This window comes from Bacillus gaemokensis (assembly GCF_001590835.1).
GTDB lineage: Bacteria > Bacillota > Bacilli > Bacillales > Bacillaceae_G > Bacillus_A > Bacillus_A gaemokensis.
In genome coordinates, this window is sequence record NZ_LTAQ01000001.1 from 743,950 (window position 1) to 767,816 (window position 23,867).

Consider the following 23,867-nt stretch of genomic DNA (forward strand, 5'->3'; position numbering starts at 1 on the left):
TTTTTCTTTCTCTATAAAGTGAAGCTTTCATCAGTTTAAGACTCTTACTGCCCGCGAATAATAGGACAAAAGAAAAAGGGACTCCGCTTAAGCATACAAACTTAAACGAAGTCTGGCAAATATTATTATGTTCTATGCCGCATTCCAATTAAAGGAAACTTCTCATTAGAACCTTATTTACTTTTATTTTACATCGATTGTGCATCGCTTTCATCTACCCCACGGCGTACATCGATTTCACGATGAATGTTCTCTTGCACGAATGTTAACTCAAAAACTTCTTTCAACTTTCGAACAGGAATAATTTCAATACCCTTTATTGTGTATAAAAATGGTTGCATATTTTCAGCCGGGATAATGACCTTTTTAGCCCCTGCTTTTTTCGCAGCTTTCACTTTTGCATATACACCGCCAACTGGTTTTACTTCCCCATGAATGCTGATTTCTCCCGTCAGCGCTATTTCGTTATTCACATACATACGTTGTAAGGCGGAATATACACCTGTTGCCATCGCAATTCCAGCAGATGGTCCATCAATTGGAATACCACCTGGAAAATTAATATGTATATCATATCCTTCTGGCAACAAGTCGAGAGAACGCAGCACGGTTAACACATTATCAACAGAACCTCTCGCCATACTCTTACGGCGAATCGATTTAGTTTGACTACCAATACTCTCTTCTTCCACAATCCCTGTAACATTCACTGCCCCTTTATCCTTAGCAGGGATAGCTGTTACTTCAATTTCTAATAGTGCTCCTGTATTCGGCCCATATACGGCGAGACCATTTACTAGACCAATCTTTGGAATCGGATAAATTCGCTTTTCATATTTTGGAGTAAGCTGACTCGAATGAACGACCCATTCAATATCCTCATCTTTAATAAAAGAACGTCCCTCATTGATTGCCATTCCGGCCGAAATTTGGACAAGATTGATGGCTTCTCTCCCATTCCTCGCATACATGCCTATCATTTCGACACCTTGCCCTCCAATATCCATTTTCACTTTTTCAGCTGCATTCTTCGCTACTTTTTGAATTTCTTCTGTATCTAGTTCCCGGAAGAACACTTCTAAACAGCGAGAACGAATGGCAGGAGGAATTTCATCTGGAGAACGAGTTGTCGCTCCAACTAAACGAAAATCCGCTGGTAAACCTTTTTGAAAAATATCATGTATGTACGTTGGAATCATTGAATTTTCTTCACTGTAGTAAGCACTTTCCAAAAACACTTTGCGATCTTCTAATACCTTTAACATTTTATTCATCTGAATTGGATGCAATTCCCCAATTTCATCAATAAACAAAATGCCACCATGCGCATCTGTTACGGCACCTTTTTTTGGTTGTGGAATCCCTGCTTGCCCCATTGCACCTGCACCTTGATAAATCGGATCATGTACGGAACCAATTAAAGGATCAGCAATGCCGCGCTCATCAAAGCGAGCTGTTGTTGCATCAAGTTCAATAAATGTTGCGTTACTACGAAATGGGGATTTTGGATTTTTCTTTGCCTCTTCTAACACAAGACGTGCCGCCGCTGTTTTCCCTACTCCAGGAGGCCCATATATAATGACATGTTGCGGGTTTGGACCACAAAGCGCAGCTTTTAACGATCTAATCCCATCCTCTTGTCCAACAATATCTAAAAAAGATGTGGGACGTACCTTTTCAGCAAGCGGTTCTGTCAAAGAAATCTCACGCATTTTACGAAGTTGTTCTAATTCTTTTTTCGATTCTCGATCAATTGAAACTTTTTGTGTTCGCTGATTTCGGAGCAAATGCCAAAAATATAATCCGACAATTACACCAAAAACAAGTTGAACAAGTAAGAATATATTTGTCCAGCTCATAATTTATTTCCTCCTGCCATGTTTTACCATTTAGTATTTCCTTGGAGGAATAGAGCTAAACATAATAAGAAACAGCAATTATAAAAATTGCTGTTTCCCTCTTACATTATGCAGATGTTTTTGTATCAAGTACAGTACCGTCTTGTAACACCAATTTTGGCGCAGCATCGTCCGCTACTGTTTCTTTTGAAAGAATACACTTCTCGATGTCTTTACGAGATGGAAGTTCGAACATTACATCTAGCATTAAGCCTTCAATAATAGAGCGAAGTCCACGAGCACCTGTTTTACGTTCAATTGCTTTTTTCGCAATCTCAATCAGCGCTCCTTCTTCAAATTCTAACTCAACATCGTCAAGCTCCAATAATTTTTGGAATTGCTTTACAAGTGCATTTTTCGGTTTTGTTAAAATATCAACAAGAGCACCTTCATCAAGCGGCTCTAAGTTTGCGATAACTGGTAGACGACCGATAAACTCTGGAATTAAACCAAATCTTAAAAGATCTTCTGGTAGCACATGAGATAAAACATGCTTTTCATTTACATCAGCATTTTTCTTCTCTGAACCAAATCCAATTACCTTTTCACCAAGGCGACGTTTAATAATTGGCTCAATGCCATCAAACGCACCACCGCAAATGAATAGAATGTTCGTTGTATCAATTTGGATAAATTCTTGATGTGGATGCTTACGGCCACCTTGAGGTGGAACGCTTGCTACAGTACCTTCTAAAATTTTCAGAAGGGCTTGCTGCACACCCTCACCAGACACATCACGTGTAATTGACGGATTTTCTGACTTACGCGCCACTTTATCAATCTCATCAATATAAATGATTCCTTTTTCAGCTTTCTCAACATCGTAATCAGCTGCTTGGATAAGTTTTAATAAGATGTTTTCTACATCTTCACCTACATATCCAGCTTCTGTTAAAGATGTTGCATCCGCGATTGCAAATGGAACATTTAAAATACGCGCTAGTGTTTGTGCCAATAGCGTTTTACCACTACCTGTTGGCCCGATAAGTGCGATATTACTCTTCGCCAATTCTACATCATCAATTTTGCTGTTAGAATTAATGCGTTTGTAATGGTTATATACCGCCACCGCTAAAGCTTTCTTCGCGTTGTCTTGTCCGATTACATACTCATCTAAGATTTCACGAATCTCTACCGGTTTCGGTACATCTTTGAATTCTACTTCTTCGTCTTTTGCAAGCTCCTCTTGTACAATCTCTGTACAAAGCTCAATACACTCATCACAAATGTAGACACCTGGACCAGCAACAAGCTTTCGGACTTGCGTTTGTGTTTTACCACAGAAAGAACATTTCAGTTGTCCTTTTTCATCATTAAATTTAAACATATTTTCACACCCCTTACAAAGTGCTAACATCTTGCCCTCGTATGTACACGATAAATGTATCGTATGTAAATACATATTATGTCACTACGCGGCTAGAAATACAAATAATATGACTAGTTATGTACAAATAAAAAATTTTTAAAACTTTTGAAATATGTATATTCGACTTTCAAAGGATCTTTTCCTTCTACATCGAAAACTTTTATAAATATATTATCTATATTTATAAAATAAGGCACGATCAAAATCGTGCCTTATTATTTTATTATGCAGCTTTGCTGTTGTCTACTAAGAAGTCTACAGCTTTACGAACTTTAAGATCTTCAGATAAAGCATCAGCGCTTCCAAGAGCTTGTGTGATAGCTTCAACTGGCATGTTGTACATTGCAGCCATTTTTTCAACTTCTGCAGTTACTTCTTCTTCAGTAACTTCGATGTTTTCAGCTTCAATGATAGCTTCAAGAACAAGGTTGATTCTTACACGTTTTTGTGCATCTTCTTTCATTTGTTCTTTTAACTTGTCAGCGTCAGTACCTGTGAATTGGTAGTAAAGCTCAAGGTTCATACCTTGTTGGCTTAAGCGTTGCTCGAATTCACGAACCATACGATCTAACTCAGTTTCGATCATAGCTTCTGGAATTTCGATTTCAGCGTTAGCAGCAGCTTTTTCTACTACTTCGTCACGAACTTTGTGCTCAGCTTCGTGCTTTTTGCCTTCTTCTAAGTTTGTACGAAGTTTTGCTTTTAACTCATCAAGAGTTGCTACTTCTTCGTCTGCATCTTTAGCGAACTCGTCATTTAAAGCAGGAAGTTCTTTTGATTTAATTTCATGAACTGTTACTTTAAATGTTGCTGGTTTACCAGCAAGTTCAGCAGCATGGTACTCTTCTGGGAATGATACTTCAACTTCTTTTTCTTCGCCAGCTTTTAGACCAATTAATTGCTCTTCAAAACCTGGGATGAATGTGTTAGAACCGATTGCTAGAGAGTAGTTTTCGCCTTTTCCGCCTTCGAATGCTTCGCCTTCAACGAAACCTTCAAAGTCGATTACAGCTGTATCACCATTTTCAGCAGTTCCTTCTTCTTTAACAACTAGCTCAGCTTGACGCTCTTGTAAAGATTTTAATTCGTTCTCTACATCTTCGTCAGTTACAGTTGTTTCAACTTTTTCTACTGCTAAGCCTTTGTATTCACCTAATTTAACTTCAGGTTTTACAGTAACTTTTGCAGTGAAGATTAAGTTTTGACCTTTTTCGAATTTCTCGATGTCGATCTCAGGATGAGCAACTGGGAAGATACCAGTTTCATCGATTGCTTCACCGTATGCTTTTGGTAAGATGATATCTAAAGCATCTTGGTATAAAGATTCAACACCGAAGCGTTGTTCGAATAACGGACGAGGCATTTTCCCTTTACGGAAACCTGGTACGTTAATTGTTTTTACTACTTTTTTGAACGCAGCGTCAATAGAGTTGTTTACTTCTTTCGCATCAACTTCGATTGTTAAAACGCCAACGTTACCTTCTAATTTTTCCCATTTTGCAGCCATTTATTCTTTCCCTCCAACTATAATAATGTATGCACATACCTCTAGAGATTGAGATTTTTATCGTTTCTTTTCTAGAAACAATAAAATTGTTAAAAAGCTGATTAATTCAAACTTTCTATCCTCTAGCAAAAGCCTTCCGATACACACTTCCCAATCTACTAGTTGTCTAAAAAAGACAAACGCGGTATATTTTGTTCGAGAATAATATGAAACATATTAAGTAAGAGAATTACACTTCACTTCTCTTCTCTTACAAAAAGGCAGAATTCAGCCTTTTGCAACCCTTACATTATAACATAGAATATTTTCGTTTCAATAACTGAACGATTCTTTTTCATAATTATACAGGTAAATATCCTTCTCTCTCAACGCGTAAAAACCATTGATAGGCAATATGAAATTCTTCCAAAGAGATATTATACGCTTCCATGAGTTCCTCTTCGTCAATTATTAATCCAAAGCGCTTTCTTCCTATTCTCTCTAAAACAGCCGCCCAAACTTCGACTTTATCCGTTAATAGCGGGAACGGGAATAGACTAGTTTGCATTTCTCTCCAATATGTAATAATTGTCTCAAATATAGTCGGATTATCATTTTCTAAACGATTAGATAATATATGTATAACCTTATCCGTGTACTCATCATTATGACCCAAATTAGCTGGGATAACTACTATTTTATCGCCAAATTTCTCCACTTCTATTTCTTCTTCCATACGCTTTTCTACCATTTTGTATATAATAGAAGTTTTTAAATATGGATGTTCTGTTTCATCAACAAGAAATTTACGTAAAGCTGGCAAAGCTTTTTCAAGATCTTTAAGCGATAGATCATTAATCGCTCTTAACTTCTGTCCAAAACTGTCTACGAATAACTCCTTTGAAAATTCCTCCAGATCGAAATCTGATTCTATTGGCGGCGCCTCTTCACCAGCTAGCATATTTTCTGCAAACTGGGCCAGTTTTGCTAATTTTTCTCTTTGTTCTACTGTCAATTCTTGATTTTGCAAAACACCTTCAACAGTTTCAATTACGCCTTCATAATCATTTGTTTGTACTAAAATCGTCACATATGTTTCAAGAATATCACCAAATAAGACTTTCCCTGTTTCAAGCAACTTCTCACATTTCTCTTTCGACTCTTCTATTCGTTTTAATTCCAGCAAACAAATAACCGACGCTAGTTCTGTTTGTTCTGTTTCTGCATGATACTGACGCAATATTTCAAAGCAGCGCAATGCATCTTCGAACTCTCTATCCTTCAGTGCCAAAAACCCTTGATCGATATAACGCTCTGACAACTGCGGAAACAATACGACCGTATTTTCTTTTTTATCCATACGTCCGCCTCTTTTTTTAGATTTTAAATATCTTCAAAGTAAATATAACAAATGACTGATAAGAAAACAACATTCCACATACATTTATTTGAAATATGAAAATATTTAATTTTTATGATAATAACAACAAAATTACACTAACAATATTCTTTTATACAAACAACACTTCTATCTGTAACAAAAAATCATTAGAAAACAAATAAAAAACCCTCAGTAATCGGCGCGGAGGATTTCTTATTAATAGAAAGCGTTTATAATTTTAGGATACACAAAAAGAGTAATAATTTGGAGAGCAAGAATTGTAACAACAATCATGCTAAAAAAAAAGATTGGCTTACTTTGCTTCATAAGAAACATAATAATAAGCATAATGCAGGCATGCAGTTGATGGGACAAACAACAATAACGCAACACTACAGACGCCTATAATGCCAAATAACCATTCCATTCATTTACCCATTCCCTTTCCCTTTCCCTTTCCCTTTCCCTTATCGTACAAAAATATCTTTCTATGCTACTAAATGTTTCACAACGTCAATTACATACGTTAATTTCTCATATGCTACAAAACCAAAAGCTACCGTTAAAGCTGTTACAATTAATCCTTTCATGATTTCTTCCTCCTCGTTTCATCTTTGTTACCTTTATTATAAAGAACGGACATTTTGTTACCATCGAACTTCCTTACACTTACCTTACAGAATTGTAAGATTTCCAAACAAAAGAAAAACACCTAACAGAATTGAAGGTGATTTTTACGGGACTTCTCTATAATTGTCTGCAAAATTGATGTTCTTTTCTTGATGATTCTTCGCTGAATCTATTCTTAGACTAATTGATTTACGAAATGATTTTGGATCAAAGTAATAGCACAAATCAGTTTGAAGACAGTATATACAATAAATATCTATTTCCTCTTTATCTACATTTTTTATAGTTATCCCATTTGTAGTCGAATAACTAGAACGAAATCTAATTTCAAGTATTCCTCTCTCATTTAATTCTCTGTATTTCACCTGCACTCTCTTAAATACCCCTTCTTTGTAAACGACAAGATCAAATGGAGAATGTTCTGTGCATGGAGTTAAAATCATATATCCTTTTTCATACAAGTCCACCTGAGCCTTTAAAACACCTAAATCTCCTTTTGTTTTTTGTATGATGATACATTTGTCCACTCAACACCTTTAAAGTTATTCTCTAAATTAAATTCGGTAGTTCATTCACAATCCCTCCTTCAATTTTTTAATTAAACTTATAAACTCTCTATAAACATGGTAATATAATTTCGTACAATTCAGAATTCAAAAAGGGGATGAGTTATATGTTCAAAAAAGTGGCTGCTGATGTTTTAGGATTAAGCGATGTAGGTTCTGTGATCACACCGAAAGATTACGATAAAGTCGATGCTGATGATTATGTCATGCATGAAGATGGAGAAAAAATTTATTTTCTCATCAAATCAAAATCCGATGAGTATTGCTTTACAAACAAAGGATTAATTCATTTAGATGGGACAAGTGCAGCGAGCAAAAAACGCACGCTACGACGCTTTAGTTACAGTAAATATCAAATCAGAAACGTAGCATTAGAAACTGCGGGCACAATTGATTTAGATGTGGAGATTAAATTTCATATGGGAGATGAATATTACTCAATCGATGTTCACAAAAAACATATTGAAGAATTAAAAGACTTATATAAAGCCCTTCTAAAAATCGAAGAAATTTCCTACGAAAATGACATTACATTACAATATGCTCATAGAAGTTTAGATATGGCCTCTAACACATTTAGCCGTATCACAAATGCACAACTTAATTTAGCAGAGCAATTTAAAGAAATAAATCAAACCGCTTTTAATTGGCTTGTTGATACGAAAAAGCAATATAACGTGAAAGATTATGGATTTGTCTTCGAAAAATTTATTAACAACTAATTTTTAGACAAATAAAAAACCTTGTTATCAAAAGATAACAAGGTTTTTTTAGCGTCCCAGGAGAGATTCGAACTCCCGACCGACGGCTTAGCTTACCACCATAGCTTTCGCTACCAGCAATTACTGTTTGTAGTCTGGACTATATCTTCACCATTTCAGGTGCGACACGTGTAGTCTCTACGGAACCTCACGATGATTTTCATCATACTTCAGAGTCTTTACCATTAAGATTTACTTAATCATTCAAAACTCCTTAATCTTCTCAAGGAAAATCGTAAGTTTCCTCGGTATTACCATCAGCCGTACTGTTAAGGCTTCACCGATATAGTGTCGTCCACTCTATAGGTTCTTGTTTCCCTATAAAGGCTCCTATTCTTGAAGGCCGTTGCTCTATCCTGCTGAGCTACTGGGACATGGAGCGGGTGAAGAGAATCGAACTCTCGACCAGAGCTTGGAAGGCTCTTGTTTTACCACTAAACTACACCCGCATATGTTATTTTTATTTTTCGCTGATGTCTTATCGACAAGGTTTATTATATTTGTACGTGCAAATAAAGTCAACACTTTTTTTCAAAGAGGATAATTTTTCTTATCCTCTTTGAAAAGTTTCTTGTTCAACAACTTGTCCATCCAATGTTTCAAAACGAACTTTCATTTCATTTCCGTCCATTTCTAACAAAGCAAATGTTTTTTCGGTACGGGCACGGGGCAATAAAATACTTCCTGGATTGATAAATAAAATCCCCTTAACCAATTCCGCTCCTAGTACATGCGAATGTCCAAAGCATACTACATTCGCTTCTACCTCTTCTGCACGATACGCCAAAGTCTGTAATGTCATTTTCACATTATGTCGATGTCCATGCACAATCAAAAAGCGTACGTCCTTTACATCGGTAATAATTTCATCCTCAAAACTATTATAAGAATCACAATTTCCCTTTACAACTTGGAACCCTTGCAAATCCGGATGAGTTGACGTGAGCTCTGAATCACCGCAATGAATCATGACATCTACTTTACCTTCATACAGTTCTTTCAATTGTTGTAACTCTTTCACCGAGCTGTGACTATCGCTTACGATTAAAGCTTTCATCAGTCTCTCTCCCTTACTCTCCTAAAAACCATGCTGGGATTTTCTCTTCTAATTTACGAAGAGCACGCCCGCGATGGCTAATTGCATTTTTCTCATCTGAAGTTAATTCAGCCATTGATCTTTTATATTCTTTTACATAAAAGATTGGATCATAGCCAAAGCCATTCTCACCACGAGACTGTTCTAGCATTTTCCCTTCACATGTTCCATTTACAATAACCGGTTCTTTATCAGCTTCTGGGAATGCGACTGCTAACGCGCAATAAAAACGCGCTGTACGTTTCTCCATGGGCACGCCGTCTAATTCTGTTAAAACTTTATCAATATTCGCCTGATCGTCTTTTGGTTCTCCAGCGTAACGAGCAGAGCGCACACCAGGATTTCCATTCAAAGCATCGATAATAAGGCCAGAATCATCCGCAATGACAATAGAGTTTAACTGCTTACATAAGCTGTCCGCCTTCAAAATCGCGTTCTCCTCAAATGTTTCACCCGTTTCTTCTGCTTCTTCAATATGAGGGAAGTCATGAAGAGATTTCACCTCTAAATCGAATCTCTCAAACAACTCAGCAAACTCACGCACTTTCCCCATATTTTTTGTTGCTACAACAACTTGTTTCATACTTTCCACCTCTACTCTATATGAGATACGATGTCACCTAACGCTTCTTTTTGCTTTTCAACAAGCTGTAAGATCCCTTGTTCTGCCGCATCAAGCAATTCATTTAATTCCGCTCGGCTAAATGTTGCTTCTTCCCCAGTTCCTTGCACTTCAACAAACTGCCCTTTTCCAGTCATAATGACATTCATGTCAACATCTGCTTTAGAATCTTCTGCATAGTTTAAATCTAAAACGACACCTTGTTCTTCAACAATACCAACCGAGGTTGCAGCTAAATAATCTTTCACTGGAATTTTAGATACCTTTTCTGCTTGTAATAACTTTTCAAAAGCTAATACCATCGCGACATAAGCACCTGTAATAGAAGCCGTTCTTGTTCCGCCATCTGCTTGAATGACATCACAGTCAATCCAAACTGTTCTTTCGCCAAGCGCTTCTAAATCAACAACCGCACGCAGCGCTCGTCCAATTAGACGCTGAATTTCCATTGTGCGACCAGTTACTTTCCCTTTACTTGACTCACGAATTGTACGTTGTTCAGTTGCACGTGGAATCATCGCATATTCCGCGGTTACCCAACCCTTCCCTTCGCCTCTCATAAATGGCGGCACACGCTCTTCAATCGTCGCTGAGCAAATCACCTTCGTGTCCCCAACCTCAATTAATACAGAGCCCTCTGGATGTTTTAAATAATTTGTATGAATATGTACATGGCGTAATTCTGTTACCTCTCTACCATCTACTCGCATAAAATAACCTCCCTCATAACTGCTACTTTTTAGTATAGCCCGTTTTCATTTTATAATATCTACAACAAATAGAAGAAGAGGAACTCAAAAAGAAATTCCCCTTTCTTACATAAGTATATCAAATTATTTACGATTAAAAACTACCTGTATTTACGTTTTGTGGACGATCGACAGGTTTTGTCAGTTTCTCACCCTTCTCATTAACAAGATTTGCTTTTCCATTTACTTCAACAGAAACATTTTTCACACCTTGTTTTTCCGTTAGAGATAACACGAGTGATTGCAGTACATAATTTGAAATCATACTTTTATCTTTGTTTGTATAAATGTTTTCATTAAAATTCAATGTAATCTTTCCATCTTGCACTTTCGGTTCACTGACAAGTTTCACATCAGGGTTAAAATCATTAAGTAAAGACGAATGAGATGGTCCTTTCACAAGTTCATTCACAACTGTTGCTAATTCATTTTCTTTCCCTTCTGCAACGCGGCGTGTCACCGGTACATAGTACTGCTGCTTATTATTGTTTTGCGCCATAAAATAAAGTGTAACAGGCTTCGTATTTGTCACGTCTGTTACCTGCTCATCATCAAAGTTAATACCATCCGCGCGGCTCACACCCTCACCAATCGGTGCACCACCAACAGGCATCTTCGCTAATTTCTCACCATTTATTTGAAACTTGACTTGTTTAATGTCTTTAAATTGTGTTAATGTCCACGCTACTGATTCAATGATTTGACGCTCTTCTTCTTTTTTATAACTTTTCATTTCCTTTGAAAAATCAACCACCGCTGTCCCGTCTTTTTTCACATCAACTGACAAAGTAGTGTTTGCCGGAAGAACAGCTCGGAACCCATTCGGCAGCAAATTTGTTACAGGACCATCCTTCACAAGATATTCTAATGTTTGTTTTACAACGTCATTCTCTTTTGGAACAGGCATCGCTATCGTTTGAGGCACGACATAACCATTTTTATCAACAAGGTATAACTCTCGATTTATCGTTTGCCCTTGCTTTTCTTTTTTTGCAGTTTCTTTCTTCTCACCTTCTGTATACGTAACTTTTTTCGGTGGGTCAATTTGTTCTGTCTCTTTCTCCTTATTTAACAAACCACATCCTGTTAATAAAACTGCGCTCACTGTAACACAAACAAGCCATTTAAAAGTGGATTTAGGCATACCATTTCCCCCTAAAATCTAAGTTTGTACTATATGTATACGAGCTATTTACTATTTTAGAACAAGCAATGACAACTTATCTTTCCATTTATCAAATAAAAAACTCCCGATTTCTCAGGAGTTTTTATAGGAATCTATGATTAACTTGTTTACAAATTAATATGCTTTACATTTTCAATTGGCTGTCCAAACCATTTAGAAGCAATTTCTTTAAATAAATCTATTTTCCCTGTTGTTAAGAAGAGATGATCACTCTGTTCTTCCCCTTCATTTAACATCTTACTATGATATAAAATCGTGCTCACTTCACGAGCCGTTTCATCACCTGAACTAATTAACTGGACTTGATTTCCCATTACTCGTTTAATAACAGGGCCTAAAATTGGATAATGTGTACAACCTAAAATCAGTGTATCGATTTCAGTAGCCTTTAATGGCTGCAACGTTTCTCTGACAACCTCATACGCCATCTGGCTCTCAAAGTTCCCACTTTCAACAAGCTCAACAAATGGCGGACACGCTAAACTCTCTACCATAACCCGGTTATTAATAGATTTTAACGCATATTCATATGCGCCACTTTTCACAGTCCCAATTGTTCCAATAATACCAACATGGTACGTATTCGTCACTTTTAAAGCGGTACGTGAGCCAGGATGAATTACACCGACTACCGGAATTGGTAATTGTTTCTGCATCTCCTCAAGTACAACCGCAGTAGCAGTATTACAAGCAATGACTAGCATCTTAATATCCAGCGCTAATAAATGTTCAGTCATTTCCCATGTAAATTGACGCACCTCTTCGCGAGAACGCGGACCATAAGGACAACGTGCTGTATCTCCTAAATATATAATACGCTCTTTGGGCAGCTGACGAATTAACTCTTTCGCTACTGTTAATCCTCCTACTCCCGAATCAATGACACCAATCGCTCTATTCAACATAATCACCCGTTTTCTCATTCATCATCTTATTTTTTTGCATATCGTATATCTTACATACTTTAAATCTTCATACAGCTAAAATATCCCTGTTAATAGATTCTCAAATATGTACCTGTATAGATCAGGACCTTTTTTATTTTGCTCCTTTTCTTTGCAATTTGCAAGATAGAAAAATAGCCGACCTTTTATAAAAAAGTCGGCTTTACCTATTATAATTCAAGTTCTCCCATACGCAGAAGTTCAACAACCGCTTGCGAACGTCCTTTAACCCCTAGCTTTTGCATCGCATTTGATATATGGTTGCGTACGGTTTTTTCACTAATAAAAAGTTCACCTGCAATTTCTTTCGTCGTTTTATCTTGAACCAGTAATTCAAATACTTCTCTCTCTCTCTTTGTGAGTAACGGTTTGGATTGATATGCTTTTTCCTTCAACTGGTATAACCCTCCTTGCTTAAGCCAGAGCTGTATATGTGTAAGTTGGGTGTTTATTTAGTCAAGATATTGTATGAACAGAATGTGCAGGTGGTGAATGAAAATGGGCTTTATTTCATGCGTTATTTAAGGTGAATATATATTTGGTACAGTCTATATCTAATCTCTCGAGTATTCCTTACAAGCAAACAACTGAATAAGTAGCATGTGAAATCCCCCCTACCCATGTACCATTTCGTAATCGGTTTTGTGAAACGGGCATTCCATTTATTACCTTCTTCTTTTCAGAAAGATTCACCTGCAAGCAGCTAATACTACCAAATAGGAATGTGTGTATTCATAACAATCCGCTTCGCACACAAAACTTTATGCATTGGTGGTGTTATTATGTTTTCAGCCTTCAAACGTTTTCTAATAGGTAGACCTCTTAAATCCACAGCACTAGGTGAACAGAAATTAAATAAACTGAAGGCGCTAGCAATTCTATCTTCTGATGCTCTTTCTTCAGTTGCTTACGGAACAGAACAAATTTTAATTGTTCTCGCCGCATTTGGAGCGATTGCCTTTTGGTATTCCATCCCTATCGCCATTGGCGTTTTAATCTTATTAACAGCACTTATTTTATCGTACCGGCAAATCATTTATTCTTATCCACACGGCGGTGGTGCTTATGTTGTTTCCAAAAAAAACTTAGGTACAAACGCCGGGCTCATTGCCGGAGGATCGCTACTTGTAGATTACATTCTTACCGTAGCCGTAAGTGTTTCAGCTGGAACTGATGCGATTACATCAGCATTCCCGATATTGCACACATACACCGTTCCAATCGCAGTCATACTTGTAATTTTTATTACAATTTTAAATTTGCGAGGCGTAACTGAATCCGCTTCAATTTTAGCGTATCCTGTCTACCTTTTTGCTTTTGCACTCGTTATTTTAATTTTTGTTGGTGTCTTTAAAATAACTTCCGGACAAGCTCCCGCTACTCTACACACACCAATAGGAACCGTTGTGCCTGGCATTACATTATTTTTCTTATTAAAAGCATTTTCATCTGGTTGCTCTGCCTTAACAGGAGTAGAGGCCATTTCAAATGCAATTCCAAACTTTAAAGAACCGGCAGCGAAAAATGCCGCAAAAACATTAGTGATCATGGGAATCATTCTAGCCATTTTATTTACTGGCATCACATTTTTAGCATATTGGTATGGAATCGCTCCAAAACATAATGATACTGTCGTGTCTCAAATTGCTTCAAATATATTTGGAAGGAATTTTGTATATTACTTTATTCAAGGGACAACTGCGCTCATTTTAGTGTTAGCTGCCAACACTGGGTTTTCAGCATTTCCACTTTTAGCATTTAATTTAGCATCAGATAAATATATGCCGCGTATGTATTTAATGCGAGGGGATCGTTTAGGATATTCAAATGGAATCATCACGTTAGGCATTGGTTCTATCCTATTAATTATGGCTTTTCAAGGGAAAACCGAGCAACTGATTCCTTTATATGCAGTTGGGGTATTCATTCCCTTTACGTTGTCACAAACGGGTATGATCATAAAGTGGTTACGAGAAAAACCACAGGGATGGCTGCCAAAATTACTAACAAACTTATTAGGTGCTCTTATTTCATTAACTGTGCTTCTCATTTTCTTTATTACAAAATTTGCACAAGTATGGTCCATCCTTATCTTCCTACCTATCATTGTTTTCATATTCCATCGCATACATAATCATTATGTTGCTGTAGGAGAACAGTTACGGATTAATTTTAATGAAATTCCTGAAAAGCTAACAGGTAATGTCGTAATTGTTCCTGTCGCCGGCATTACGAAAGTAGTTGAGCAATCAATCAATTATGCGGAAACAATTGGAGGTCAAGTTATCGCTGTATATGTAGCCTTTGATAGAGAGAGCGAGCTACGCATGCAGGAAAAATGGAAAGAATGGCAACCGAACATTCGCCTTGTGACATTTATCTCCTCTTACCGAAGTTTAATGAGACCTATTGCAAAGTTGATTACAATTATTCAGCATAAAGCATTAGAAAAAAACCGTTTCGTCACCGTTTTGATTCCGCAATTCATCACAAAAAAGAACTGGCATAACATTTTGCACAATCAATCAAGCGTATTGCTACGCGTTTATCTTTTGTATAAGAAAAACGTTATTGTCACGACCGTTCCTTACCGTTTCCGAAAATAAAAACAATATGCACATAAAGGAAAAAGAGCGAACTCTCTCCCTTTCTTTTACATGCACAGCCGCCTTACAAAACTGTAATCTTCTTTCAGAAAAATGTAATATAATTCGATAGTTTCCGCATCTTTTTCCATGTAAGATAAATATATAAGGTATCACCGGTACATATATAAACAGCACATGGTGATCGAAAAAAAGGAGAGGGTTTTATAATGGAAAAAAAGTTACGTAAATCTGAAACAGATAAAATGTTGTTTGGTATATGCGGTGGTTTAGGAGAATATTTCGATATAAGCACAAGTATGATTCGAATCCTTTGGTTAATTGCAATCTTCTTTTTCGGAACAGGGTTTTTAGCTTACTTCGTTTGTATGTTGCTTATGCCTCGTTCTCACTAAAAAGGCACCGGTGCCCACTCGGTGCCTTTCTTTCATCTCGTTTCTTCTTTAGGAATCATTCCTTCTTCATCTTTTTCTAACAAATATGCATTCGCTAAAATAAGAAACACACTAGAAGTCCATGTGAACGCTAAATCACGCAACCCTTGCCCCGTTTGCGCATGAAAATTTTCAGCCATGCCACTTTCATTCGCCATCATGCAAAAGCGAGCTGCAATCTCTCGGGCAAACTCATATTGTCCAACCGCTTGCAAGGCTTCAGTCATAATAAATGTTGTCGGTGCCCAAATTGGCCCGCGCCAATACCCATCCTCGCGGTAATACGGACTTTTTACACTCTCTGTTGCAAATCCATACTTTGTTAGGAGATGATTTTCTTCCTTCAATTCTGTGAGCAAGCATTCAGTTATTTCTTCAGGTAATCTCTTCCCTAAAATAAGTGGGATATACAAGACAAGACTTTCTGATACTTCATATGAATGTTCTCCAGAGCGGGGCGCAATAAAGCGATTCTCTCTCCAGCAATGCTGAATCATGCGATGGAGCGTTACATTCGCTCTCTCTTCCCATTCCTTTGATTCTTCTTCAAATCCAAGTTTTTTAGCAATTTCTGCTAATACTTCCATTTGCAAAATAAGGAATGAGCTTAAATCCGGGCTCTCAACAGGTGCACCACGGTGAAAAATCGTACTATTATCCCAACCGCTATCATTTCCATGATTATATTGCGGGATTCCGTCTCCATCATCATCACGATATGTAAACCACCAATTCGTCCACTTACATAATGGTTCATACACTTCTTGTAAGTGTTTCTCTGTTATAAAATCTGCGTGTTCCATCATCCACTTCAGTGTCCATCCGTGAATAGGTGGTTTACAACAATTCCAAAGTGCAAATTTATCATTAATATAATCTGGTAATACACCGCACTCGTCTTGTTTATCAAAGAAAATCATAAATTGATCCCACGCTACTTCCGGCTGTTGTACCGCTAGTGCCATCGCATTAAAACAATGATCCCAACTCCATATATTTGTCATCCAATTCTTTGACATATACATCGCTTTTCTCGGTAAATATCCTTCCGCTTCTACCATACAAGACCACGTAATATACGCTGCTAACTCTCGTCCTCTCGATAAACCTTCTGGAACAGCTAATGTATGATGTAACCAATTTACAAAATCCATCTCGGCAGCACGCTCTGCTTCTATGAACGTTTTCTTCTCCTTTTTCTTCTGTAATACTGTTTTATACTCTGTTAATTCCATATCAATTCCTGATTCTTCATCCTGCGCGCAAATATCAACAATAATATGCTTACAACGAAGTTCTTCAAACGGTGCATCCATATGCATAACGCCTTCAATGGCGGATAAATGGAATCTCATTTCTTTCGAAAAACTATTAATCTCCCAGCCACCTTTATCACTCGGAATACAATAATCGTAGGAACTTGTAATCCCAACAAAACGAAGATGTAATTGATCCGAATAAAAACGAATTGTATTTGATTCAGAGAAACAAATCTGCACATCACCTTCTACAGTTTGCAGCGTCAACAATGAAGATGTCATCTTCGTTTCACATGATAAAATTTCTCCTTTACGATTTAGCACTTCGATTTTAAACACTTCACCAAAATCATCGTCACCACCACGAATATTTCGGATAAGTAATCCGTTATCGTAGTTTAAAGAAATGACTAAAAAAGAACCGTGCCGACTAAACGGCACTTGTTGTAAGTCAAACATTCATATCCCCCTAGGAAAGAGCCCCGCATACCGAAGGGCCCTTGTATGATTAAGATTCTTTCACAATCTCAAAAGCTCGCTTATGTCCCCCATTAAAAGGAACAATATAGATTTCAAATTGACACTGCTCTGGCTTTAACTGATAGGCTGGAAGCTGCGCTGGCCCACAACTCGCACTTCCTAAACCGTTTTGCTTATAGTCCAAATGAAAGGTAACAAACTCTCTTTCTTGTAATTCATATAAATGCTGCGCTTTCTCTAAATCTTCTTTTGCATAAAGAAGAGCGCTGAAATTAAAATTTTTTGCACTGTATGCAACAAATCCAACATGATACTGATCATATAATGAAACCCATTTTACATCTGTTCGATTTCCTGTCTCTTGCGGATATACATACGGGAAAAACAAATCTTTTACAGTCATTTCATATAAATCCGTTTTGTTCGCTTCTTTACTATCCACATAAGATTCTCCTGGTCCTCGCCCAAACCAACTTACATTTCGATACTGTTTTGGCAAGCGCATTTCAAGCCCGATCCTCGGAAACATGTCTGGCAAGGCACCACTTGGATCTACTTTCATTTCTATTTTCACAGCACCACTTGGATCTATTTCATACGTAAAAGAAAAATCGATTCGCCAGTTTGCAACAAGCGGAGCAACAGATCCTTTCACAACAATTTGAACATTTCCATTTTCAAGGTGCATAGCTCTTACACTTTCTGTATCATGCCTCACAAGGTGTACATATTGCTTTTTCCACTTTTCGACCTCATACATATCGTTATCAATTGTCGCCCGCCAAATATTTAAAATAGGCCCTTCTTCCATAAGGGATTGCCCTTTAAAGCTCCATTTTTTTATACGCCCAGTCACATGATGAAAAGAAATGACAAAACCTTCGCCGCTAACACAAATTTCATCCTTCGTTTCATGTAATTCTAGCGGTGAATATAACTTTGAACTTCTTATCCTCCTCACCTTTTGTACAGCCGGGATACAAAATTGTTCCCAGGCTATTTCATGAGTTGCCGAGCCCCAAACTATATCTGCCCCTAACACAATAGAAACTGTCACATAACAATCCTCTTCTGTATGAAGAACAATTCCCTCTTTATACGGAATCTGAATTTCACAACTCTCCTTCGGTAACAGCGGCGGAGCATCCATAGAACCACTCCCAATCACTTCACCTTCTTTTTTTATCACCCACTGCACACGATGTCCTTTTAAAGAGCGGAAATCATATAAGTTTCTCATAGAAATACATCCACTTCGTATATCAACTGCTTCTATTTTAATAGGTTCAATAATTTTCTTATATTGCAGCAATGCTGGTGATGGCGTTCGATCTGGCAATAGCATTCCATCAATACAGAAGTTACCATTATGCGGATTATCACCAAAGTCCCCTCCGTATGCAAAGTACTCCTCTCCATTCTCAGTTACTTGACGTAACCCATGGTCAATCCACTCCCAAACAAAACCGCCCTGTAATCTCTTATTGCTATAAATCGCCTCCCAGTATTCTTTCAATCCACCAGGACCATTCCCCATCGCATGTGCATATTCACATAAAATATGAGGTTTTTCCCAGTTTTCTTCCGCCGCGTAGCCAATCATCTTTTCAACTGAAGAATACATCGTACTAAAAACATCAGCGACCTTCGTTTCCCTATCACCTTCATAATGGATGATTCTTGTCTGATCAAGCTCTCTACACTTATTCGCCATCGCAATAAAATTACAACCAAATCCGGATTCATTTCCTAGTGACCACATAATAATCGATGAATGATTACGATCTCGAAGTACCATACGCTCAATTCGATCTACATACGCCTTTTCCCATTCAGGATTATCACTTAACTCATTCGCATTACCAATTAACTCAAATCCATGACATTCTAAATCCGCTTCATCAATTACATATAAACCGTACTCATCACATAAGTCATAAAAGCGTGGATCATTTGGATAATGTGCCGTTCGCACTGCATTAATATTATGTTGCTTCATTAACGTCACATCTTGTTTCATTGTTTCATATGTGACGTATCGCCCTGTATCTGGATGATGATCATGACGATTCACGCCTTTAAAGATAATCGGTACACCATTTATAAGAAGGTTCCCGCCCTTTACCTCAATCATACGGAAACCAACCTTCTGCGGGATTACTTCTATCACTTCACCTCGTTCATTTCGAATTGTAAACAATACAATATATAAATATGAATCTTCCGCTGACCACTTCCGTGGGCTTTTAACGGAAAAAGAATGTGTATCATCTACATCCTTTTTCCCTTGTAAATCCATATACGATATATGTTGATCCAACACCTCCCCATTCTTGTTACAAAACTTATACTCTAGTACATATTTCCCATACAATAATTGTTCATTCCGAATCTTTGTAGTTAGTTGTAACACACCATCTTCATAATTTTCATCTAGCGTTGTAATCAAAGTAACATCATGAATGTGCACAGCAGGTTCATACACGATGTACACATCACGAAAGATACCACTTAGCCACCACATATCTTGATCTTCTATATAAGAACCATCACACCACCTATACACACATACTGTAATTGAATTTTTTCCACTATGAGTCCTAGATGTAATATCAAACTCTGCCGTTAAACGACTCCCTTGGCTATACCCCACTTCCTCCCCATTTATCCATATATGAAAAGCGCTATCTACTCCTTCAAATCGAATACGAATACATCCATCTTTCCAATCTTCTGGTATATAAAAATCATTTTTATAACAACCAACCTGATTTTCAAACGGAACATGAGGCGGTTGAACTGGAAATGGATAATATAAGTCCGTATAATGCGGCTTTCCATATCCTTGCAATTGCCAATGCCCAGGTACATGAATACTGTCCCACTCACTGCAATCAAATGTATTTAAAAAGAAATTCCCTGGAAGTTGCTTTAGAGATTCTAAATATAAAAACTTCCACATTCCATTCAGCAATTTATAATTTGAAGAGCTTTCACGTGCAAAGGATGACGCCGCTTGTTCCGTTTGAAATGGAATAAAATGTGCTCTTCCTTCCATACGATTTCGCCCTGTTACCTGAACATTTTCTAAGTCCTCTAACATGCCCCTTATCATATCGATCCCCCTTTTGTTTATGCTCGGATGAATGCTTTCTACAACTTATCCTTTTAATCCTGTATGTCCTGATTCTTCAACAATGTAACGCTGTGCAAAGAAGAAGAGCGCAAGAGGTACGATACTAATTAATAATGTCACCGCCATAATCCCCTCCATATCAACACCGAACATCCCTTTAAACTGCGCTAATCCTAGCGTTAATGTATATTTACTCTGATCATTCAAGAAAATGAGCGGCCCTAAATAATCATTCCAACACCCTAAAATATTAAAAACAGCAACGAGAATTAAAATTGGTTTCATAATCGGTAAATAGATGCGGTAATAAATTTGAAATGCATTTGCCCCATCCATTCTCGCAGCCTCATCTAACTCTTTTGGAACAGACATAATAAACTGCCGCATTAAAAAAATAAAAAATGCACCACCAAACCAAGACGGAATAATTAAAGGTTTCAGCGTATTAATCCAACCAAGAACGTTAAATTCCATATAAAGCGGGATCATCGTAACTTCCCATGGAATCATCATCGTCGCTAATACAATCATGAATAACAAATCACGACCTTTAAATTTAAAACGTGCAAAGCCATATGCAACTAAAGAAGATGATATTAATTGTCCAATTGTCGAGAACACGGTTACAACAACCGAATTCCATAAAAACGTATTAAACGGCTGACTCGTCCATGCCTTTGCAAAATTACTAAATTTAAACTCAGATGGAATCCATTTTGGTGGGTATAAATATAATTCTTCTGGCGATTTCACAGACGTTGTAATCATCCAAAAGAAGGGCAGTAAAAATAAGATAGAAAAACCTATTAACAGTCCGTACACTACAATTCGATGTATGCGTTTCTTCGTTTTCACACTGTATCCTCCTTATTAATTTCCTCTACTTTGACTTCATTTCGTTTTCATAATAAACCCATGCTGCGGATGATTTGAAAACGAGTAGTGTCAATCCTAAAATGATCAAAAACATAAACCAGGCATTCGCTGATGAATAGCCCATTTTAAAATACTTAAACGCATTTTCGTACACATACATCGCGTAAAAATAAGTAGACTTTAGCGGTCCCCCGCCCGTTAATACAAGAGCTAATGTTAATTGTTGAAACGCCCCAATGATTGTTGTAATTAAATTAAATAAAATCGTCGGCGTTAACATCGGCAACGTAATTTTAAAGAATTGTTGTACTTTCCCAGCCCCGTCAATCGAAGCTGCTTCATATAAGTTTTGTGGAATATTTTTTAAACCTGCTAAAAAAATAAGCATAAGCGTCCCTTGTCCCCATAAGCTAGCAATTACCATCGCAATAAGCGACCAGTTCGGGTCACTCAGCCAATTTGGCCCCTGTATACCAACAAGCGATAGAAAATAATTCAAAATACCGTATTCCCCGTTGTATACCCATGCCCAAATCATCGCTAATGCAACGCCAGAAATAACACTTGGTAAATAGAAGAATGTTCGAAAGAACGCATATCCTTTTACCTTTTGGTTAAGTAAAATCGCTAAAAAGAGAGCAATAATTAAATTAAACGGAACAAATAATGCTGCAAATTTCACCGTAATCCATAGTGAGTCCCAAAACATCGGATCATTCATAAACATATCTTGATAATTTTTTAGTCCAATAAACTGAACTTCACCAATAAGTGGCCAATCAAAAAAACTAATAAATAGCGAGAATAAAAGGGGACCAAGGGTAAAGGCTACAAAGCCAAATACCCAAGGAAATATGAATGCATACGGAACAAGTTTCTCCCATTTCATTTTCTTTTTTCTAATGGTTATATTCGTTTTATTCTCAACAGATACTTCATATTTCAACATTCACACCTCTTTGCTCTTACGATTATTTATCCATGTATTTCTCTGAATCTTGAACAGCTTTATTTAATAATTGTTCTGGATTTTGCCCAAGCATAATTGCATTGATTGCCGCAGATAAATTACGGTTAATTTCATCCCATTTTGGATTGAGTAAAAATGATGGTGTATTTGTTGAACGTTCCAGCATTGTGTAGAACGGTTTAATATGTGCATCCTCTTCTTTCTTCAGCTCTTTTACGACACTAATTCGCACTGGTAAATCCGAAGTTCGCATTTTAATCGCTTCTGGTGAAGAATAAAATTTTACGAACTCCCAAGCTAACTCTTTTTGTTTTGCATCTTTTGCAATTGAAACCGCTGACGTACCAACAAGCCCTTTCGCGGGTTTCCCTTTAAATGTAGGTGGTTCTACTGTACCGACATCAATTTTCGCTTCTTTAAACCCTTCTAATGGCCAAACTCCACTTTCCCACATTGCCAGCTTTCCAGCTTTAAAGATGTCATCACCACTCTGTTGATTTTTCCCACCTACTAATATCGCACTTTTATCCTTTAACATACTTTGGAATGATTTCATAACTTCAATTGTTTCTGGACTATTCATATATCCTTTTATTTGTTTTCCATCTTCACTTACAAAGCTGCTACCATTACTCCAAATAAACCCTTGTAAATCATACGTATCTGGCTCTGGTCTTAAACCAAACCCATACTGTTTATTGTTTGCATCTGATAGTTTTTTTGCGATTTCTGTAAATTCATCCCATATCCATCCATCTTTCGGATACGGAATATTTACTTTATCGAATAGTTTCTTATTGTAATAAACAACCCGCGTTGTAAATCCAGCTGGCATACCATACAATTTGCCATCAATGCTAGAATAATTAAACAACCCTTGATAAAAATCATCTAGTTTCATATCTGGATCTTTTTTTGCAAGTTCATCAAGGGGCTCAAGAGATTTATAATACGCCGGAAAATTCCACATATACATAACGTCCGGTGGGTTTTTCGCGCCAAAAGACGCCGCAAGCTTTTGATCAAATCCATCGCCATAGGCTTCAACTTGCACCTTTACCCCCGGATTCTTTTCTTCAAATTTCTTTGCAATTTGCTGTTGAATCTTTAAATTTTTACCAGCATCCCACGTTGCAAATCGTAATACTTTTCCATCCTTCGATGTTTGTTTCTTTTCATCACCTGTTGTTGTCTTTTTACTTGAAGTTTCATTTGAGCTACACCCAGCTAAAAAAACAATAAGTACGAGCATAAAACTAAGACATACATACACAAACTTTTTCACTGCACAACCTCCCCTTCCATTAAAATGTCATTTATTTCCGATTTTTCAGAATAAATAATTTAACCGCTTTCATTTTACCTTTTATGAAAGCGGTTAAAAACGTCAATTTGTTCGATTTTTGTTATCAAATTGT

18 protein-coding genes, 1 tRNA gene and 2 pseudogenes are annotated in these 23,867 nt (G+C 37.1%); 3 read left to right on the plus strand and 18 right to left on the minus strand.

Annotation, left to right across the window (positions count from 1 at the left end):
• Nucleotides 1–188: 188 nt before the first annotated feature.
• The 6 genes and pseudogenes from lonB to AZF08_RS03995 form a co-directional block, all read right to left on the minus strand.
• Nucleotides 189–1,859 (minus strand): ATP-dependent protease LonB, encoded by a 1,671-nt coding sequence (lonB, locus tag AZF08_RS03975; protein WP_033672763.1) that lies wholly within the window; start codon nt 1,857–1,859, stop codon nt 189–191.
• 106 nt (nt 1,860–1,965) lie between these two features.
• A complete protein-coding gene (gene clpX, locus AZF08_RS03980; protein ID WP_033672765.1) occupies nt 1,966–3,225 on the minus strand; it encodes an ATP-dependent protease ATP-binding subunit ClpX in 1,260 nt (419 codons plus the stop codon).
• A 265-nt stretch (nt 3,226–3,490) separates the two neighbouring features.
• A complete protein-coding gene (gene tig, locus AZF08_RS03985) occupies nt 3,491–4,774 on the minus strand; it encodes a trigger factor (RefSeq protein ID WP_033672766.1) in 1,284 nt (427 codons plus the stop codon).
• A 340-nt stretch (nt 4,775–5,114) separates the two neighbouring features.
• A complete protein-coding gene (locus AZF08_RS03990) occupies nt 5,115–6,113 on the minus strand; it encodes a hypothetical protein (protein ID WP_033672768.1) in 999 nt (332 codons plus the stop codon).
• Nucleotides 6,114–6,350: 237 nt separating this feature from the next.
• A pseudogene (locus tag AZF08_RS30380) lies at nt 6,351–6,561 on the minus strand (hypothetical protein).
• Nucleotides 6,562–6,868: 307 nt separating this feature from the next.
• Nucleotides 6,869–7,283, minus strand: a pseudogene (locus tag AZF08_RS03995) (group I intron-associated PD-(D/E)XK endonuclease).
• 154 nt (nt 7,284–7,437) lie between these two features.
• Here AZF08_RS03995 and AZF08_RS04000 point away from each other — a divergent pair.
• Nucleotides 7,438–8,052, plus strand: a complete 615-nt coding sequence (locus AZF08_RS04000; protein ID WP_033672770.1) for a PH domain-containing protein — start codon at nt 7,438–7,440, stop codon at nt 8,050–8,052.
• Between the two features lie 414 nt (nt 8,053–8,466).
• Here the strand turns inward: AZF08_RS04000 and AZF08_RS04005 are convergent.
• The 7 genes from AZF08_RS04005 to gerE form a co-directional block, all read right to left on the minus strand.
• Nucleotides 8,467–8,540: transfer RNA gene (locus AZF08_RS04005), tRNA-Gly, on the minus strand.
• 101 nt (nt 8,541–8,641) lie between these two features.
• The gene (locus AZF08_RS04010) at nt 8,642–9,148 is read right to left on the minus strand and encodes a metallophosphoesterase (RefSeq protein WP_033672771.1); all 507 of its coding nucleotides are present in this window, start codon (nt 9,146–9,148) and stop codon (nt 8,642–8,644) included.
• Nucleotides 9,149–9,161: 13 nt separating this feature from the next.
• Nucleotides 9,162–9,770 carry an XTP/dITP diphosphatase gene (locus tag AZF08_RS04015; protein ID WP_033672772.1) on the minus strand — a complete coding sequence of 203 codons (609 nt, stop codon included), beginning with the start codon at nt 9,768–9,770 and terminating at the stop codon, nt 9,162–9,164.
• Nucleotides 9,771–9,781: 11 nt separating this feature from the next.
• Entirely contained in the window at nt 9,782–10,519 is a 738-nt protein-coding gene (gene rph, locus AZF08_RS04020) for a ribonuclease PH (RefSeq protein WP_033672773.1), read from the minus strand.
• Between the two features lie 133 nt (nt 10,520–10,652).
• Nucleotides 10,653–11,702 (minus strand): GerMN domain-containing protein, encoded by a 1,050-nt coding sequence (locus AZF08_RS04025; RefSeq protein ID WP_033672774.1) that lies wholly within the window; start codon nt 11,700–11,702, stop codon nt 10,653–10,655.
• Nucleotides 11,703–11,851: 149 nt separating this feature from the next.
• The gene (gene racE / locus AZF08_RS04030) at nt 11,852–12,667 is read right to left on the minus strand and encodes a glutamate racemase (protein WP_063177233.1); all 816 of its coding nucleotides are present in this window, start codon (nt 12,665–12,667) and stop codon (nt 11,852–11,854) included.
• Nucleotides 12,668–12,858: 191 nt separating this feature from the next.
• On the minus strand, nt 12,859–13,083 hold the full coding sequence (gerE, locus tag AZF08_RS04035; protein ID WP_000659484.1) for a spore germination transcription factor GerE: 225 nt from the start codon (nt 13,081–13,083) through the stop codon (nt 12,859–12,861).
• 387 nt (nt 13,084–13,470) lie between these two features.
• On the opposite strand from gerE, the gene AZF08_RS04040 reads away from it, so the two are divergent.
• A complete protein-coding gene (locus AZF08_RS04040) occupies nt 13,471–15,294 on the plus strand; it encodes an APC family permease (protein ID WP_033672776.1) in 1,824 nt (607 codons plus the stop codon).
• A gap of 209 nt (nt 15,295–15,503) precedes the next feature.
• Complete coding sequence (locus AZF08_RS04045; protein ID WP_033672777.1) at nt 15,504–15,689, plus strand: PspC domain-containing protein; 186 nt, start codon at nt 15,504–15,506, stop codon at nt 15,687–15,689.
• A 32-nt stretch (nt 15,690–15,721) separates the two neighbouring features.
• On the opposite strand, the gene AZF08_RS04050 is transcribed toward AZF08_RS04045, so the two are convergent.
• From AZF08_RS04050 to AZF08_RS04070, 5 genes are read right to left on the minus strand one after another with little or no spacing between them, the layout of a single operon-like run.
• Complete coding sequence (locus AZF08_RS04050; protein ID WP_033672778.1) at nt 15,722–17,446, minus strand: amylo-alpha-1,6-glucosidase; 1,725 nt, start codon at nt 17,444–17,446, stop codon at nt 15,722–15,724.
• Nucleotides 17,447–17,495: 49 nt separating this feature from the next.
• Nucleotides 17,496–20,582 (minus strand): glycoside hydrolase family 2 TIM barrel-domain containing protein, encoded by a 3,087-nt coding sequence (locus AZF08_RS04055; protein ID WP_033672779.1) that lies wholly within the window; start codon nt 20,580–20,582, stop codon nt 17,496–17,498.
• A gap of 45 nt (nt 20,583–20,627) precedes the next feature.
• Entirely contained in the window at nt 20,628–21,458 is an 831-nt protein-coding gene (locus AZF08_RS04060) for a carbohydrate ABC transporter permease (RefSeq protein WP_033672780.1), read from the minus strand.
• Between the two features lie 25 nt (nt 21,459–21,483).
• Entirely contained in the window at nt 21,484–22,428 is a 945-nt protein-coding gene (locus AZF08_RS04065; RefSeq protein ID WP_033672781.1) for a carbohydrate ABC transporter permease, read from the minus strand.
• A 22-nt stretch (nt 22,429–22,450) separates the two neighbouring features.
• The gene (locus AZF08_RS04070; RefSeq protein ID WP_051725629.1) at nt 22,451–23,701 is read right to left on the minus strand and encodes an ABC transporter substrate-binding protein; all 1,251 of its coding nucleotides are present in this window, start codon (nt 23,699–23,701) and stop codon (nt 22,451–22,453) included.
• Between the last annotated feature and the right edge of the window lie 166 nt (nt 23,702–23,867).

Coding starts and splice junctions, on each gene's coding strand:
- AZF08_RS04015 (WP_033672772.1), bottom strand. CDS start 9,770: ATGAAACAAGTTGTTGTAGCAACAAAAAATATGGGGAAAGTGCGTGAG.
- AZF08_RS04010 (WP_033672771.1), bottom strand. CDS start 9,148: ATGAAAGCTTTAATCGTAAGCGATAGTCACAGCTCGGTGAAAGAGTTA.
- AZF08_RS04045 (WP_033672777.1), top strand. CDS start 15,504: ATGGAAAAAAAGTTACGTAAATCTGAAACAGATAAAATGTTGTTTGGT.
- clpX (WP_033672765.1), bottom strand. CDS start 3,225: ATGTTTAAATTTAATGATGAAAAAGGACAACTGAAATGTTCTTTCTGT.
- lonB (WP_033672763.1), bottom strand. CDS start 1,859: ATGAGCTGGACAAATATATTCTTACTTGTTCAACTTGTTTTTGGTGTA.
- AZF08_RS04025 (WP_033672774.1), bottom strand. CDS start 11,702: ATGCCTAAATCCACTTTTAAATGGCTTGTTTGTGTTACAGTGAGCGCA.
- rph (WP_033672773.1), bottom strand. CDS start 10,519: ATGCGAGTAGATGGTAGAGAGGTAACAGAATTACGCCATGTACATATT.
- AZF08_RS04000 (WP_033672770.1), top strand. CDS start 7,438: ATGTTCAAAAAAGTGGCTGCTGATGTTTTAGGATTAAGCGATGTAGGT.
- tig (WP_033672766.1), bottom strand. CDS start 4,774: ATGGCTGCAAAATGGGAAAAATTAGAAGGTAACGTTGGCGTTTTAACA.
- AZF08_RS04070 (WP_051725629.1), bottom strand. CDS start 23,701: ATGCTCGTACTTATTGTTTTTTTAGCTGGGTGTAGCTCAAATGAAACT.
- AZF08_RS04065 (WP_033672781.1), bottom strand. CDS start 22,428: ATGTTGAAATATGAAGTATCTGTTGAGAATAAAACGAATATAACCATT.
- racE (WP_063177233.1), bottom strand. CDS start 12,667: ATGAGAAAACGGGTGATTATGTTGAATAGAGCGATTGGTGTCATTGAT.
- AZF08_RS03990 (WP_033672768.1), bottom strand. CDS start 6,113: ATGGATAAAAAAGAAAATACGGTCGTATTGTTTCCGCAGTTGTCAGAG.
- AZF08_RS04040 (WP_033672776.1), top strand. CDS start 13,471: ATGTTTTCAGCCTTCAAACGTTTTCTAATAGGTAGACCTCTTAAATCC.
- AZF08_RS04050 (WP_033672778.1), bottom strand. CDS start 17,446: ATGTTTGACTTACAACAAGTGCCGTTTAGTCGGCACGGTTCTTTTTTA.
- AZF08_RS04055 (WP_033672779.1), bottom strand. CDS start 20,582: ATGATAAGGGGCATGTTAGAGGACTTAGAAAATGTTCAGGTAACAGGG.